Below are 14,460 nucleotides of genomic sequence, written 5' to 3' on the forward strand. Positions count from 1 at the left end.
GACGAGCCTACGCGCCGGTTCGGACCTTTGTTCGAGCGACACGCGTCGCTGTGGACGGCTGACGCTTCTCGGCATCCCGCCACGCCTTCTGTGCCGGCGTCAGGGCGCCGCCGGTCGGGGCCGTCGCCGCTCCGCCGCGCCAGGCGTGGCACAGGGCCAGCGCGAGGGCGTCGGCCGCATCGGCCGGTTGCGGCAGCGCGTCGAGCCGGAGCACGCGCGCCACCATCGTCTGCACCTGGAGCTTGTCTGCCGAGCCGTAGCCGGTGATCGCCGCCTTGACCTCGCTCGGCGTGTGGGTGGCCGCCGGGATGCCGTGCTCCGCTGCGAGGAGCAACGCGATGCCGCTCGCTTGCGCGGTGCCCATCACCGAGTGTCGGTTGTTCTGCGCGAACACGCGCTCGACGGCCACGACGTGCGGATCGTGAGCGGTGAGGACGGAGCGGATCCCGGCCGCGATCGTCGCGAGGCGCTTCTCGATCGGATCCGTGACCGCCGAGCGGACCACCCCGACATGGACGAGGGATGCCGTGCGGTCCGGCGACACGTCGACCACGCCGATGCCGCAGCGCGTCAGACCCGGGTCGATGCCGAGGACACGCAGAGAACGGGACACGACCCCCACGCTAGGCGCAGGGGTCGTGGAGTGGGGCAGGGCGCGCCCTTACTCGTCGTTCTCGAGCTCAGCCTGCACCTCGGGGCTCATGTCGAAGTTGGTGTAGACGTTCTGCACGTCGTCGCTGTCTTCGAGCGCGTCGATGAGGCGGAACACCTTGCGGGCGGTGTCGGCGTCGACCTCGACCTTGAGCGAGGGGACGAACTCGACGTCGGCCGAGTCGTACTCGATGCCGGCCTCTTGCAGCGCGGAGCGGACCGTGACCAGGTCGCTCGCCTCGGTGATGATGCCGAAGCCGTCGCCGTGGGGCTCGACCTCTTCGGCACCGGCCTCGAGGACCGCGAGCATGACGTCGTCCTCGGTCGTGCCTTCGGACGGAACGACGATGACGCCCTTGCGGCTGAAGTTGTAGGCCACGCTGCCGGGGTCGGCGAGCGTGCCGCCGTTACGGCTGAGCGCGGTGCGCACCTCGGCCGCGGCGCGGTTCTTGTTGTCGGTCAGACACTCGATGAGGAACGCTACGCCGTTCGGGCCGTACCCCTCGTACATGATCGAGGCGTACTCGACGGCCTCGCCGCCGATGCCCGCGCCGCGCTTGATGGCGCGATCGATGTTGTCTTTGGGGACCGACGTCTTCTTGGCCTTGAGCACCGCGTCGAAGAGCGTCGGGTTGCCCTGGAGGTCCGCCCCACCGAGCTTGGCGGCGACCTCGATGTTCTTGATGAGCTTGGCCCACGACTTGGCGCGGCGGGCATCGACGACCGCCTTCTTGTGCTTGGTCGTGGCCCATTTGGAGTGTCCGGACATGGGTTCCAGTCTAGAGCGCGGTCGCGGAAACCCCGGCGCGGCTGCGGACCAGGTCGAGGAACCGCGCGTGGAACCGCGTCTCGCCCGTGGATTCGGGGTGGAACGCGAGCCCGAGGAGGTGGTCCTGCTCCACCGCGACCACCCGCCCGTCGGGCAGAGTCGCCAGCGGGGTGGCATCCGGGCCCGTCTCGGTGACCACGGGCGCGCGGATGAACACGGCGTGGACCGGCGGGTCCCCCAGGACGGGCACGTCGAGGTCGGTCTCGAACGACTGCGTCTGTGAGCCGAAGGCGTTGCGCTGCACGCGGACGTCGAGTCCGCCGAAGGTCCGCTGCCCGGCGATCGCGCCGTCGATTCGGTCGGCGAGCAGGATCAGCCCGGCGCACGTGCCGAGCACGGGAAGGCCGTCGGCGATGGCCGCGCGGATCGGATCGAAGAGGTCGAACGCGCGCGCGAGCTTGTCGATGACGCTCGACTCGCCGCCGGGCAGCACGAGTCCATCGACCGCCGCGAGCTCGGACGCGCGCCGGACGGGCCGGGCGTCGGCGCCCAGATCCGCGAGCACGCGCAGGTGCTCACGGACGTCGCCCTGCAGGGCGAGGACGCCGACGCGGGGGCTGTTACCAGCCACGCTCGGCCAGGCGATGCGGGGCGGGGAGGTCGGCGACGTTGATGCCGACCATGGCCTCGCCGAGACCGCGCGAGGCCTCGGCCACGATCTTGGGGTCGTCGTGGAATGTGGTCGCCTTGACGATCGCGGCGGCGCGCTGCGCGGGGTTGCCCGACTTGAAGATTCCCGAGCCGACGAAGACGCCGTCGGCGCCGAGCTGCATCATCATCGCCGCGTCGGCCGGGGTGGCCACCCCGCCCGCAGTGAAGAGGACGACGGGGAGCGTGCCGGTCTCGGCGATCTCGGCGACGAGCTCGTAGGGCGCCTGGAGTTCCTTGGCGGCGACGTACAGCTCGTCCCTGGTCTTGGCGCGCAGCGCGTTGATCTCGCCCGTGATCGTGCGGATGTGCTTCGTCGCCTCGGAGACGTCGCCGGTGCCGGCCTCGCCCTTGGAGCGGATCATCGCCGCCCCCTCGGTGATGCGGCGGAGCGCCTCGCCGAGATTGGTGGCACCGCACACGAACGGAACGGTGAAGTTCCACTTGTCGATGTGGTTCACGTAGTCGGCGGGTGAGAGCACCTCGGACTCGTCGATGTAGTCGACCCCGAGCTCCTGCAGGATCTGCGCCTCGACGAAGTGACCGATACGCGCCTTGGCCATCACGGGGATCGAGACCGACGCGATGATGTCGTCGATGAGGTCGGGGTCGCTCATGCGCGCGACGCCGCCCTGGGCGCGGATGTCGGCAGGGACGCGCTCGAGTGCCATGACGGCGACGGCGCCGGCATCCTCGGCGATGCGAGCCTGCTCCGCGGTGACGACGTCCATGATCACGCCGCCCTTGAGCATTTCGGCGAGTCCGCGCTTGACGCGGGAGGTTCCGGTGTCGGTCATTGTCGATATCCCTTCGCGCTTCGGGGCGCTTGATTTGGCTTAGGCCAAACCGTAGCACGGCGCAGGCCATAGGCTGAGAGCAAGGAGAGGGGGCGTATGGCCGTCGAAATCACCGGACGCTCGGCATCCGAGATCTCCGCCGATCTGCGCGAACGCATTGAGCGCGGTCAGCTGCAGCCCGGGGACGCGCTCCCGCCAGTCCGGTCGCTGGCCGCCGACCTCGGCGTCAACCGCAACACCGTCGTCGCCGCGTACCGACTGCTCGCCCAGGCCGGACTCGTGGTCGCGCGAGGGCGCGGCGGCACCCGTGTCGCCGGCCACGCGCCCGTGGCGCAGGAAGGCTACGCGGCCGGAACCGTGCTGCGCGATGTCGGCACGGGCAACCCCGACCCGGCGCTCATCCCCGATCCTGCCGCCGCCCTCGCCCGCTCGGGCCGCCCGGTGCTGTACGGCGAGCCCGTGGTCGACCCGGGACTCGAGACCTGGGCACGGGAGTGGATGGCCGAGGGGCTCCCGGACGCGGCCCCCCGCATCACGGTGACCAGTGGGGCGAGCGACGCGATCGAGCGGCTTCTCGCCCAGGCTCTGCAGCGCGACGACGCCGTCGCCCTCGAGGACCCCTGCTTCCTCTCCGCCCTGCACACCGTTCGCCAGGGCGGCTACCGGGCGGTGCCGGTGGCGGTGGATGCCGAGGGCATGACGGTCGAAGGACTGCGGGCCGCTCTCGCCGACGGTGTGCGTGCGGTGATCTGCACCCCCCGGGCGCACAACCCCACCGGTGCGAGCCTCACGCGGGAGCGCGCCGCGCAGCTGCGCGCGGTGCTCGCGGACCATCCTTACGTCCTGGTGATCGAGGACGACCACTTCTCCCTGCTGTCCCGCGCGCCGCTGCACTCGATCATCGGTGAGACTCAGCAGCGGTGGGCGCGCATCCGGTCGGTGTCGAAGTTCCTCGGACCCGACATGTGCCTCGCGGTCGTGGCATCCGATGACGAAACCGCCGAGAGACTCGCGCTCCGGCTCACCCCGGGAACGACCTGGGTCAGCCACATCCTGCAGCGGCTCACGCTCGCGCTCGTGACCGACCCGGAGGTGCGGACAGGGATCGATCGAGCCGCCGAGCACTACGCCCGACGCAACGACGCATTCGCGGCGGCTCTCGCAGCGCGCGGCCTGCCGCTCACCGTGGGCGATGGGCTCAACCTATGGGTTCCGCTCCCCGTCTCCGGCGCGCGCGTCCGCGAAGACCTCATGCGGCGGGGATGGCTCGTGCGCGACGGCGATCACTTCTTCCTCTCCCCCGACAACGCCGGCGACTACCTCCGGCTGACGGTGCACCAGCTCGACGACTCTGAAGCCGAAGCTCTCGCCGACGATCTCGCGAGCGCGGTGGCCGCGCTCCGGCCCTCCGTCCGGGGTGGGAGGATCGAAGCATGAAGGTCCTCTCGATCCAGTCCGCCGTCGCGTACGGTCACGTCGGAAACTCCGCCGCCGTTTTCCCGTTGCAGCGCATCGGTGTCGAAGTGCTGCCGGTGTACACCGTGAACTTCTCGAACCACACCGGTTACGGTGCGTGGCGCGGACCGCTCATCTCCCCCGCGGACGTGGCCGACGTCATCACCGGCATCGAGGAGCGCGGGGTGCTCGGCCAGATCGACGTGGTCCTGTCCGGATACCAGGGCGGCGAGGGCATCGCCGACGTGATCATCGACGCCGTCGCGCGGGTCAAGAGGGCGAATCCGGATGCCATCTACGCCTGCGATCCCGTCATGGGCAATGCCAAATCCGGGTGCTTCGTCGCGCCGGCGATCCCCGACCTGCTGCGTGAGCGCGTGATCCCGGTCGCCGACATCATCACGCCGAACCAGTTCGAGCTGGGGTTCCTCACCGGGACCGACCCGGGCAGCATCGAGTCGACGCTCGAATCCGCGGATCTCGCTCGCGCGCGAGGACCCCGGACGGTGCTCGTGACGAGTGTCGAGCGGCCGGACCGGGAGCCCGACACGATCGAGATGCTGGTCGTGGATGACTCGGGCGCGTGGATCGTGCAGACGCCGCTGATCCCGATGAAGGCCAACGGTTCCGGAGACGTCACCGCGGCGCTCTTCACGGCGCACTACCGTCGCACCGGCGACCCCGCCGACGCGCTCGCTCGCACGGCATCCAGCGTCTTCGACCTGCTCTCGAACACGTTCGAGGCCGGTTCCCGTGAGCTGTTGCTCGTCGAGGCGCAGGAGGCGTACGCGCACCCCCGCCTGCAGTTCTCGGTGCGCCAGGTGCGCTGACCCCGCCCGGCGCTCCGTTCCCCGCGTCAGTCGCCAGAACTCGTCGCCTCCGGCGGCGCTGAGGCGACGAATCCTGGCGACTCACGCGCTGCGTCTCAGCCGCCGTACACGTCGGTGTAGGCGCTGATCCAGGCGTCGCCGTCGTCGGGGCACAGGAACGTCGCCCCGAACACCATGACGCTCGCGATCGGTGCTTCGGCGTAGGTGCGGTCGTCGCCCTGCACATCCGCGGGCACGAGCTGGGCGAACAGGGGCGACGTGGCCACGTGGGTGCGGAGAAGGTCGGCGTCGATCTCGTGGTTGTTCAGGATCGCGGTCTCGCACGCGTCGGCGGCCAGGGCGAGCGAAAGACTCTCGTCCTGAGCGGTCCAGGCGACGCCCTGCTCCTCGACGTAGGCCTTCTGCTGCGCGATGAATTCCTGCTGCGCGGGGGTGACGGCCGTGAGCGGCGTGCCGTCCAGGGGCAGCTGCTGCTCTTCGAAGAACTTCTCCCGCTCGGCGAACGCGTCACCGAGGTCGTCGCCGGCGTCGGGCGTCGCAGAGTCATCGGGCAACGGCGCTGGGGCGGAGGAATCGTCGGGCGCCGTCAGCGGCGCCTCCATCCCGTCCGGTCCGAGGGGGCTCGGCAGTCGGATGCACCCGGTCGTCGTGCTCAGGGCTGTGGCGACGAGAAGAGTCAGGACGAGGGGACGGAGGCGAGCCTTCATGACCCCACCGTAGCGTCGCAGCCGCGTGTCACTTCGGGCTTGCGTCGGCGGGGTCAGGCGTTCCAGGCTTCCGCCACCGTCCGCCGGACATCGCCCAGCAGCTGCGGCAGCGCCTTCGTCTTGGCGATGATCGGGAAGAAGTTGGCGTCCGACGCCCAGCGGGGAACGATGTGCTGGTGCAGGTGCCCGTCGACGCCGGCTCCCGCGATTGCGCCCTGATTCATGCCGATGTTGAAGCCGTCGCAGCGCGAGACGGCTCGTAGCACGCGCATCCCGCGCTGCGTCAGCGCGCCGATCTCGGCGACCTCTTCGTCGGTCGCCTGGTCGTAGGTCGCGATGTGGCGGTACGGGCACACGAGCAGGTGGCCCGAGTTGTACGGGAACAGGTTGAGGAGCACGTAGGCGCTCGTGCCGCGCGCGACGATCAGGCCATCCTCGTCGGACTTTCCCGGGGCCGCGCAGAACGGGCAGTTCTGCTCCATCGGCTCGCGTCCGGCCTGGATGTAGGCCATACGGTGCGGGGTCCACAGGCGCTGGAACTCGTCCGGCACCCCCGGCAGGTCCGCGGCCGAGACGATCTCGACGTCGTCGGCCGCGGAGGCATCCGGGCCGGTCGTCACGCGAGGTCCTCGGCGGTGTCGACGAGGGTCTTCGCCGCGATCGCGCCAGTGATGCGCGCGATGGCTTCGTCCACCGGGATGCCGTTCAGCTGCGTGCCGTCGCGGAAGCGGAACGACACGGTGCCTCCCGCCCGGTCGGCTTCGCCCGCGATGAGCTGCAGCGGAACCTTCTGCGTGGTGTGGGTGCGGATCTTCTTCTGCATGCGGTCGTCGCTGTGGTCGACCTCGGCGCGCACGCCCTTCGTGCGGAGCTCCGCGACGATGCCGTCGAGGTACTCGCCGTACTCCGCCGCGACCGGTACGGCTACGACCTGCACGGGCGAGAGCCACACGGGGAACGCGCCCGCATAGTGCTCGAGCAGGATCGCGAAGAAACGCTCGACCGAGCCGAACAGCGCGCGGTGGATCATCACCGGGCGGTGCTTCTCGCCGTCGGGTCCGGTGTACTCGAGCTCGAAGCGTTCGGGCTGGTTGAAGTCGAGCTGGATCGTCGACATCTGCCAGGTCCGGCCGATCGCGTCGCGCGCCTGCACCGAGATTTTCGGCCCGTAGAAGGCCGCCCCGCCCGGGTCGGGTACGAGCTCGAGACCGGATGCCTCGGCGACCTCGCGAAGGGTCTCCGTCGCCTCGGTCCACAGGGTGTCGTCGCCGATGAACTTGGGGTTGCCCGCCTCCTTCGTCGACAGCTCGAGGTAGAAATCGTGCAGACCGTAGTCGCGCAGGGTCTGGAGGACGAAGTCGAGGCTGTGGGTCAGCTCGTCCTTGACTTGGTCGGCCGTGACGTAGATGTGCGTGTCATCCTGGGTCAAGCCGCGCACGCGGGTCAGGCCCGAGAGCGTGCCGCTCTTCTCGTAGCGGTAGACCGAGCCGAACTCGCTCAGCCGCAGCGGCAGCTCGCGGTAGCTGCGACCGCGCGAGCGGAAGATCAGGTTGTGGAACGGGCAGTTCATGGGCTTCAGGTAGTACTCCTGGCCCTCGCGTGACACATGCCCGTCGGCGTCCACCACCTCGTCGAGCACCATCGGGGGGTACATGCCGTCGGCGTACCACTGCAGGTGACCGCTCGTGATGAACAGGTCGCCCTTGGTGATGTGCGGCGTGTTGACCACCTGGTATCCGCTGGCGAGCAGCCGCTCGCGCATGTATCGCTCGATCTCGTACCGGATGATTCCGCCCTTGGGGTGGAACACACTGAGTCCGGGGCCGATCTCGTCGGGGAACGAGAAGAGGTCGAGCTCTTTACCGAGCTTGCGGTGGTCGCGCTTCGCCGCCTCCTCGAGGCGGTGCTGATAGGCGCGCAGATCGTCCTTGGTCGCCCACGCGGTGCCGTAGATGCGCTGGAGCTGCGGGTTCTTCTCGCTGCCGCGCCAGTACGCGCCGGCGATGCGAGTGAGGTCCCAGCCGTTGCCGATCAGGCGGGTGCCCGGGACGTGCGGTCCGCGGCAGAGGTCTTTCCAGACCGTCTCGCCGTCGCGATTGACGTTGTCGTAGATCGTCAGCTCGCCGGCGCCGACCTCGACGTTCGCGCCCTCGGCGGCCTCCGCGGAGCCGCCCTTGAGGCCGATGAGCTCGAGCTTGAACGGCTCGTCGGCGAGCTCGGCGCGGGCCTCGTCGTCGGTGACGACGCGGCGAACGAACCGCTGGTTCTCGCGGACGATGCGCTCCATCTCTTTCTTGATGACCTTGAGGTCTTCGGGAGTGAAGGGCTCGTCGACCTGGAAGTCGTAGTAGAAGCCATCGGTGACGGGCGGGCCGATGCCGAGGTTCGCCTGCGGCTTGACGCGCTGCACGGCCTGCGCGAGCACGTGCGCCGTCGAGTGCCGCAGGATCGACAGTCCCTCGGGGCTGTCGATCGTGACCGGCTCGATCTGGTCGTGCACGTGCACGGTCGTCGCGAGGTCTTTCAGCTCACCGTTCACGCGCAGGGCGACGACCGAACGGTCGGGGAAGAGGGCGAAGCCGTCGGCGGGGTAGGTCTGCTCCGACGGCAGGGCGGCATCAGTCAAGGCGGTCTCCTGGATGGGTCGATTCCAGGCTACCCGCCGGGCGTGGCCTCGACGGCACGCGGGGTGCCGCATAGTGGAGCGGTGACTCTGGCCATCATCGGCGGCGTGCTGTGGATTCTCGGCATCATCGCCCTCCTCGTCGGCATCTTCCCCGCTGATGAGGCTCTCGCCGTCGCCGACCGCGTCTGGCCCATCCTGCTGTTCGTCGTCGCGGTCACGATCGTGGCGGAGCTGGCATCCAAGGCGGGGTTGTTCGACGTCGTGGCCGCCCGCCTCGCGCGGATCGCTCGCGGGCGCACGGTGTGGCTGTGGGTGCTCGTCGTCGCGTTGGCGACCGTGGCCACGGCGTTCCTGTCGCTGGACACCACCGCGGTCCTGCTGACTCCCGTCGTGGTGGCGATGGCGGTGGCCCGCAAACTCGACCCCCTCCCCTTCGCGTTCGTCACCGTCGTGCTCGCCAACACCGCGTCGCTCGTGCTGCCGGTGTCGAACCTGACGAACCTGCTCGCGTCCGATGCTCTCGGCGGCCACGACCCCGTGGCCTTCCTCTCGCTGCTCGGGCCGTCGGCGCTCATCGCCATCGCGGTCTCGGTCGTGGTGCTCACGGCCGTGTTCCTGCGGAGGCTCCCGAAGAGGTACGCGGATGCCACGCCCCCGGCCGTCGCCGACCGAGTGCTGCTGAGGGTGTCCGCCGTGGTCACCGTGGCCCTGCTGCCGCTCCTGGTCATCGGACTCGACCCGTGGATGCCGGCCCTCGCCGCCGCGGTCGTCCTGGTGGGGGTTTTCGCGTGGCGTGCTCCTCGGGCTCTCGGCATCCGCCTCGTTCCGTGGTCGCTGCTGGTGTTCGCCGGCGGGCTGTTCCTCGCCGTCGGTGCGTTGGAAGCCCTCGGGATCGGGCGCATCACGTCGGTGCTCGCCGGTTCGGGCGACGACCTCGTTTCGCTGTGGCAGCTCGCGGGCGTCGGCGCACTCGCGGCCAACGGGATCAACAACCTTCCGGCCTACCTCGCGATGGAGTCGGTGGCGGGGTCTCCCGTGCGCCTGGCGGCTCTCCTCATCGGCGTGAACGCCGGGCCCATCGTGACGCCGTGGGCGTCGCTCGCGACGCTGCTGTGGCACGACCGGCTCGTCGCGGCCGGGGTCGAGGTGCGCTGGAGTCGGTTCGTCGTTCTCGGTGCGGTGATCGCTCCGGTGATCCTGGTGCTGGCCGTTCTGCCGCTCGCGCTGTGACTCAGCTTTCGTACGCGCGAGCCCACGACTTCCGCGGGTCGATGAGCCAGACCGCGAGGCCCTCGCGGAGCTCGTACGGTTCGCCCGTGTAGAGCGTCGCGATGCGGTCGACGTAGGGAAGGGCGCGGTCGCCCGCGATCCGCTCGACGGCTTCGCCGCGCACGAACGCCATGGCGTACGGGTCGTCGGCGCCGGTCACCGAGATCGCGACGCGCGGATCACGGGAGATGTTGCGGTCTTTGAGAGTGCCGGCCTCCATGAAGATCGCGAGGCGTTCGCCCTCCACACCGACCCAGACGGGAACCGTGTGCGGGGAGCCGTCGCGCATCAACGTCGCGAGATGTGCCACCGCCCGGGTCTCGAAGTACGGCTTTGCGGTCGTCCAGTCGCTCATTCTGTGGCGAACCGTTCGATCACTTTCGTCATTCCCGGATTACGAGCGGATCGCCACGGGCGCCTGATCGTTCGGGACTTCGCTGAACACCATTTCTGCGCGCTGCTGCGGCTCGCGCGGCGTCGATTCGTCAGGCTCAGGAATCACGTAGAGTCCGCGACCGGAGTTCGCGTTGTAGGTCAGGGCGTGCAACCACGAACTCGAGAGCTGCGGGTTTCGGCTGCCGTGATATTTGAAGACCAATGACACATTCGGGTGCACGTACACCGTGGTGCGGCCGCCGCCGATGCTGATGTCGTCCTTCCACGTGAAGGGGAAGCTCTCTCCACGCCGCACCTTCGCCATGATCACCGCCTGCAGGTGTGCAAGGAGGCGGTCCTCGAACTCGACCTTGATGTCACCGTCGTAGATGAATTTGCCCACGCGAACCTCCGGAATGGCACTCCGATGACCGCGCATTTCTGGCAAGAAATGTGGGACGCGGCCGAAGGGGGATGCCACCGCTCTTTGCTGAAACATCTCGTGGTTCGCCGCAAAACGCAAGCCCACTTGTGCCGGTACCGGATCGGGTCTAGCGCCTCACTCGGCGCGCGAGATGCGGAGGATGACGCGCTCTCCCGCGCGGCGCTGGACGCGACGCACGAGCGCCTCGAATCCGATGATGGCGCGGAACTGCCACCCGTATTTGCGCCGCAACGCGGAGTTGGCGCGGTCGTCTTCGGTGCTCGGGCCGGCGATCCGCGCCCTGCCCTGGACGGTGATGGCATCCGGGGCGACTGTCCCCACCCGGGAACACGGCCGGAGGGTGACGCGGTCGTCGTTGCGCAGGCGCTTGACCTTGCCGGTCTTGCGTTCGGTGGTGACGATCAACTCGTCACCGTCGCGCGCGATCCAGACGGGTGTCGCCACCGCGGTGCCGTCGCGGCGGTACGTGCTGAGAGAAACGAACGGTGACGAGGCGATCTCACGCCACAGCGTGTCGGGAACGGGCATGGCGTGACCGTACCGCGGGTACGGCAACGGACCGCGGGGCTTGCGTCTTCGTATTCAGAGGATCGATCTGCGTTCATACGAAACGTTGAGCATTGTTCACACGACTGGAACACATCGTGCATCGAGGCTCTCGGTCACGCGTGCGACTCTGCCAAGAGAGGAGGTTCGCATGTCTCGCCACCACATCGCGACCCACGCCTACGACTTCCGCACGGGCTGGGTGCGCATCCCCCCGACCACGATGACTCCCGACCAGGCGGAAGCGCTGCGTGACCGAGGATTCACCATCGTGCGCTCCCGACGGGGGTGGTTCGGTATGCGCGAACTCCCGTTGACCTGGTACATCCCCCGATCCGACACCGCCGGCGGCTCGCGTATCCCGATCGCGCCGGCCGACGAGCAGTCCGCGAAATTGCGGCAGCGTCTCAGTGCGTCGACGGATGCCGAGGCGGACGTGGACTCGGCCGGCTCGCAGCCGCCCGCGACGCGTCGGGCGCGTCAGCGCGCGGGCGAGGACGACAGGTAGTCCCGCATCGGCGCCGCTGCCGATACGCGGCGTGAAAAGCGAAAACCCCCGGCGAGCCGGGGGTTTCAGGTGGTGCGCGATACTGGGATCGAACCAGTGACCTCTTCCGTGTCAGGGAAGCGCGCTACCGCTGCGCCAATCGCGCCTATGAAGGCTGTTCAGTTGTAAGCGAGGTGGCGACGGGATTCGAACCCGTGTAAACGGCTTTGCAGGCCGGTGCCTAGCCGCTCGGCCACGCCACCGTGTGTGGTTCGACCCACGTGTCGTGATCCCCCGTCGGAAAACCTGACGGCGATCTTCACACTCGAGCGGATGACGAGACTCGAACTCGCGACCCCAACCTTGGCAAGGTTGTGCGCTACCAACTGCGCTACATCCGCATTTCGTTCCCGGGGCTTGCCCCGAGCACTCGTAAGACATTACCCGATTCCCGCGCCCTCGCAAAACCAGACGCGACCCGCGCGTGTCCATCCCGGCGGTCGGAACGGCGCCCGCGCATCGGGTAAGGTAGTGAAGTCCCGTTCGGGACGAGGGGCGATTGGCGCAGTTGGTAGCGCGCTTCCTTCACACGGAAGAGGTCGTCGGTTCGAGTCCGGCATCGCCCACCACCACAGCCCCCGGTTCACCGGGGGTTTTCTCGTTTCCGCGGTCTATCCCTCGGTCGACGTGAGCCCGTCGCGCTGGCACGCCTCACCCTGCGCGAGACTTCATCGCGCCGACATCGATGCGGCGCGCCGCCGGCGAGTTGTCGGCGAGATGCAGTCTCGCGGATCTCGACCACCTCTCACACCGCAAGACGACCCGCGCGACACCGGCGACGCCGACGGCTGGGTCAGCCCTGCACCCAGCCGTACCGGGCGTGGAGCGCGGATGCCACGGCGTCGAAGCGGCGGCGGTCCAGGGCCGCGGCCTCGCGACGCATGCCGGCGTCGTGCACGAGGTAGACCTGCTCGATGTCGACCCACGACGGGCGGTTCTGGGGATCCCACTCCCCCGCACCGAGCGCGAGGTAGTCGCGATCGCCGGCGTGCGGCTTGCTGGTGAGGCGCACGGCGTAGGAGCGGGTGGCATCCGCTCGGCCGATGATGAGCACCGGGCGGTCCTTGCCGCGCCCGTCGCGCTCCTCGTAGGGCACCCACGTCCAGACGATCTCGCCGCCGTCCGGTGCGCTGTCGCGCTCGGGTGCGTAGGTGAGGGTGAGCCGTCGCGGCGGGTCGACTTCCAGCGTCGCCGTCTCTCCCACGCCTGCGCCGGGCGTCAGCGGCGCGGAAGCGGCCTCACGCCGTTGTGGCGCCGACGAGGGCCGAAAGGCGCGCAGGAGGGCGGAGACGAGGCGCGAGGCGGTTCCCATACCCACACCCTAGACACCGCTCGACCGACTCCCGCGCACGAAGAACGGGGCGCCACGGACGAATCCGTGACGCCCCGTCAGAGGGAGCGAGTGTCAGCGCGCGTCGCTGAGGACGTAGCCCTCTTCGCCGTGCACGACGGTGTCGATACCGGCGATCTCGTCCTCGTTCTTGACGCGGAAGCCCATGGTCTTCTCGATCGCGAAGCCGATGACGTAGGCCAGCACGAACGAGTAGATCAGAACTGCGAAGGCCGCGATGGCCTGGACGAGCAGCTGCGTGAACTCACCGCTGTAGATGAGGCCCGTGCCGTTGGCGAAGAAGCCGAGGTACAGGGTTCCGAGCAGACCACCGACGAGGTGGATGCCGACCACGTCGAGCGAGTCGTCGAAACCGAGCTTGAACTTCAGCTCGATCGCCAGGGCGCAGACCGCACCGGCGAGCAGGCCGAGCACGATGGCCCAGAAGGGCGTCAGCGAGCCGCAGGCGGGGGTGATCGCGACGAGACCCGCGACGGCACCGGAGGCGGCACCGACCGACGTGGGCTTGCCGTCCTTGATCTTCTCGACGATCAGCCAGCTCAGGAGCGCAGCGGCCGGAGCAGCGATCGTGTTGACGAAGGCGAGGGAGGCCGTGTTGTCCGCGGCGAGCTCGGAGCCCGCGTTGAAGCCGAACCACCCGAACCACAGCAGACCGGCACCGAGGAGCACGAACGGCGGGTTGTGGGGGACGTGCGCGCCCTTCTGGAAGCCGACGCGCTTGCCGAGGACGAGCGCGAGGGCGAGGGCAGCGGCACCGGCGTTGATGTGGACCGCGGTACCACCGGCGAAGTCGATCGCCCCGACACCGAACACGTCTTGCAGCCCGTGCGTGATCCACCCGCCGTATGCGAAGGATCCGTCGTCGGCCAGGCCGAAGTTGAAGACCCAGCTGGCGACCGGGAAGTAGACGATCGTCGCCCAGACGAAGGCGAAGACCATCCACGAGCCGAACTTGGCGCGGTCGGCGATCGCGCCCGAGACCAGGGCGACCGTGATGATGGCGAACGTGGCCTGGAAGGCGACGAAGGCCAACGGCGGGTAAGCGGCGCCTTCAGGCGTCTCGAGGATGCCGGACAGGCCGACCTCGGTGAAGTCGATGGTCCACGGAACCTGGGTGGTGCCCGCTTCCGTGGTGGGGAAAGCGATCGCGTAGCCGTACAGCACCCACAGGACTCCGATGAGTCCGAGGGCGCCGAAGCTCATCATCATCATGCTGATGACGCTCTTGGCCTTGACGAGTCCGCCGTAGAAGAACGCCAGTCCTGGCGTCATGAGCAGCACGAGTGCCGCTGCTAGCAGGATGAATGCGGTGTTGCCTTGATCCATCTCGGAGGGAACCTCTCTGCAGGGACGCAGGTGTAGCGTCGGGTCCCCTCAGTGTTCC

16 protein-coding genes and 4 tRNA genes are annotated in these 14,460 nt (G+C 68.8%); 5 read left to right on the forward strand and 15 right to left on the reverse strand.

The annotated features are described in order from the left end of the window. Window positions 1–7: 7 nt before the first annotated feature. The 4 genes from ruvC to pdxS are packed head-to-tail and all read right to left on the reverse strand — an operon-like array spanning window position 8 to window position 2,925. Window positions 8–613 carry a crossover junction endodeoxyribonuclease RuvC gene (ruvC, locus tag AC3WLZ_RS07520; RefSeq protein ID WP_492469622.1) on the reverse strand — a complete coding sequence of 202 codons (606 nt, stop codon included), beginning with the start codon at window positions 611–613 and terminating at the stop codon, window positions 8–10. 48 nt (window positions 614–661) lie between these two features. Further along, the gene (locus AC3WLZ_RS07525; protein ID WP_492469623.1) at window positions 662–1,420 is read right to left on the reverse strand and encodes a YebC/PmpR family DNA-binding transcriptional regulator; all 759 of its coding nucleotides are present in this window, start codon (window positions 1,418–1,420) and stop codon (window positions 662–664) included. Window positions 1,421–1,430: 10 nt separating this feature from the next. Next, on the reverse strand, window positions 1,431–2,051 hold the full coding sequence (pdxT, locus tag AC3WLZ_RS07530) for a pyridoxal 5'-phosphate synthase glutaminase subunit PdxT (protein ID WP_492469624.1): 621 nt from the start codon (window positions 2,049–2,051) through the stop codon (window positions 1,431–1,433). Then, a complete protein-coding gene (gene pdxS, locus AC3WLZ_RS07535; RefSeq protein ID WP_492469625.1) occupies window positions 2,041–2,925 on the reverse strand; it encodes a pyridoxal 5'-phosphate synthase lyase subunit PdxS in 885 nt (294 codons plus the stop codon). Before pdxS ends, pdxT begins: the two co-directional genes overlap by 11 nt. Window positions 2,926–3,021: 96 nt before the next feature. Between pdxS and AC3WLZ_RS07540 the strand changes: the two genes are divergently transcribed. Together AC3WLZ_RS07540 and pdxY are read left to right on the forward strand one after the other, a co-directional pair. Then, window positions 3,022–4,362 (forward strand): aminotransferase class I/II-fold pyridoxal phosphate-dependent enzyme, encoded by a 1,341-nt coding sequence (locus tag AC3WLZ_RS07540; protein ID WP_492469626.1) that lies wholly within the window; start codon window positions 3,022–3,024, stop codon window positions 4,360–4,362. Next, entirely contained in the window at window positions 4,359–5,210 is an 852-nt protein-coding gene (gene pdxY / locus AC3WLZ_RS07545; protein ID WP_492469627.1) for a pyridoxal kinase PdxY, read from the forward strand. The genes AC3WLZ_RS07540 and pdxY overlap by 4 nt, the downstream gene beginning before the upstream one ends. Window positions 5,211–5,305: 95 nt before the next feature. Here the strand turns inward: pdxY and AC3WLZ_RS07550 are convergent, their stop codons facing one another. From AC3WLZ_RS07550 to thrS, 3 genes are read right to left on the reverse strand one after another with little or no spacing between them, the layout of a single operon-like run. Next, window positions 5,306–5,917 (reverse strand): hypothetical protein, encoded by a 612-nt coding sequence (locus AC3WLZ_RS07550; protein WP_492469628.1) that lies wholly within the window; start codon window positions 5,915–5,917, stop codon window positions 5,306–5,308. A gap of 53 nt (window positions 5,918–5,970) precedes the next feature. Next, window positions 5,971–6,537, reverse strand: a complete 567-nt coding sequence (locus tag AC3WLZ_RS07555) for an HIT family protein (protein WP_492469629.1) — start codon at window positions 6,535–6,537, stop codon at window positions 5,971–5,973. Then, window positions 6,534–8,543 (reverse strand): threonine--tRNA ligase, encoded by a 2,010-nt coding sequence (gene thrS / locus AC3WLZ_RS07560; RefSeq protein WP_492469630.1) that lies wholly within the window; start codon window positions 8,541–8,543, stop codon window positions 6,534–6,536. Before thrS ends, AC3WLZ_RS07555 begins: the two co-directional genes overlap by 4 nt. 81 nt (window positions 8,544–8,624) lie before the next feature. Between thrS and AC3WLZ_RS07565 the strand changes: the two genes are divergently transcribed. Continuing rightward, window positions 8,625–9,773: an SLC13 family permease gene (locus tag AC3WLZ_RS07565; RefSeq protein ID WP_492469631.1), complete on the forward strand. Its 1,149-nt coding sequence runs from the start codon at window positions 8,625–8,627 to the stop codon at window positions 9,771–9,773. Window position 9,774: 1 nt separating this feature from the next. Here the strand turns inward: AC3WLZ_RS07565 and AC3WLZ_RS07570 are convergent, their stop codons facing one another. From AC3WLZ_RS07570 to AC3WLZ_RS07580, 3 genes are all read right to left on the reverse strand, one after another. Next, window positions 9,775–10,167, reverse strand: a complete 393-nt coding sequence (locus AC3WLZ_RS07570; RefSeq protein WP_492469632.1) for a TIGR03618 family F420-dependent PPOX class oxidoreductase — start codon at window positions 10,165–10,167, stop codon at window positions 9,775–9,777. Window positions 10,168–10,206: 39 nt separating this feature from the next. Then, complete coding sequence (locus tag AC3WLZ_RS07575) at window positions 10,207–10,668, reverse strand: DUF7882 family protein (RefSeq protein WP_492469633.1); 462 nt, start codon at window positions 10,666–10,668, stop codon at window positions 10,207–10,209. A 78-nt stretch (window positions 10,669–10,746) separates the two neighbouring features. Next, a complete protein-coding gene (locus AC3WLZ_RS07580) occupies window positions 10,747–11,160 on the reverse strand; it encodes a PPOX class F420-dependent oxidoreductase (RefSeq protein ID WP_492469634.1) in 414 nt (137 codons plus the stop codon). 169 nt (window positions 11,161–11,329) lie between these two features. On the opposite strand from AC3WLZ_RS07580, the gene AC3WLZ_RS07585 reads away from it, so the two are divergent. Next, window positions 11,330–11,686, forward strand: a complete 357-nt coding sequence (locus AC3WLZ_RS07585; protein ID WP_492469635.1) for a hypothetical protein — start codon at window positions 11,330–11,332, stop codon at window positions 11,684–11,686. Between the two features lie 70 nt (window positions 11,687–11,756). Here the strand turns inward: AC3WLZ_RS07585 and AC3WLZ_RS07590 are convergent. The 3 genes from AC3WLZ_RS07590 to AC3WLZ_RS07600 all read right to left on the reverse strand — a co-directional run bounded on the left by AC3WLZ_RS07590 (window position 11,757) and on the right by AC3WLZ_RS07600 (window position 12,066). Then, window positions 11,757–11,831: transfer RNA gene (locus AC3WLZ_RS07590), tRNA-Val, on the reverse strand. A 26-nt stretch (window positions 11,832–11,857) separates the two neighbouring features. Next, window positions 11,858–11,928: transfer RNA gene (locus AC3WLZ_RS07595), tRNA-Cys, on the reverse strand. A gap of 65 nt (window positions 11,929–11,993) precedes the next feature. Beyond that, window positions 11,994–12,066, reverse strand: a tRNA-Gly gene (locus AC3WLZ_RS07600). Window positions 12,067–12,218: 152 nt separating this feature from the next. Between AC3WLZ_RS07600 and AC3WLZ_RS07605 the strand changes: the two genes are divergently transcribed. Beyond that, window positions 12,219–12,294: transfer RNA gene (locus AC3WLZ_RS07605), tRNA-Val, on the forward strand. Between the two features lie 224 nt (window positions 12,295–12,518). On the opposite strand, the gene AC3WLZ_RS07610 is transcribed toward AC3WLZ_RS07605, so the two are convergent. After that, complete coding sequence (locus tag AC3WLZ_RS07610) at window positions 12,519–13,037, reverse strand: type II toxin-antitoxin system PemK/MazF family toxin (RefSeq protein ID WP_492469636.1); 519 nt, start codon at window positions 13,035–13,037, stop codon at window positions 12,519–12,521. Window positions 13,038–13,130: 93 nt separating this feature from the next. Continuing rightward, a complete protein-coding gene (locus AC3WLZ_RS07615; RefSeq protein ID WP_412924481.1) occupies window positions 13,131–14,402 on the reverse strand; it encodes an ammonium transporter in 1,272 nt (423 codons plus the stop codon). Between the last annotated feature and the right edge of the window lie 58 nt (window positions 14,403–14,460).

The sequence above is a fragment of the Microbacterium sp. FW305-3-2-15-F-LB2 genome, assembly GCF_058787255.1.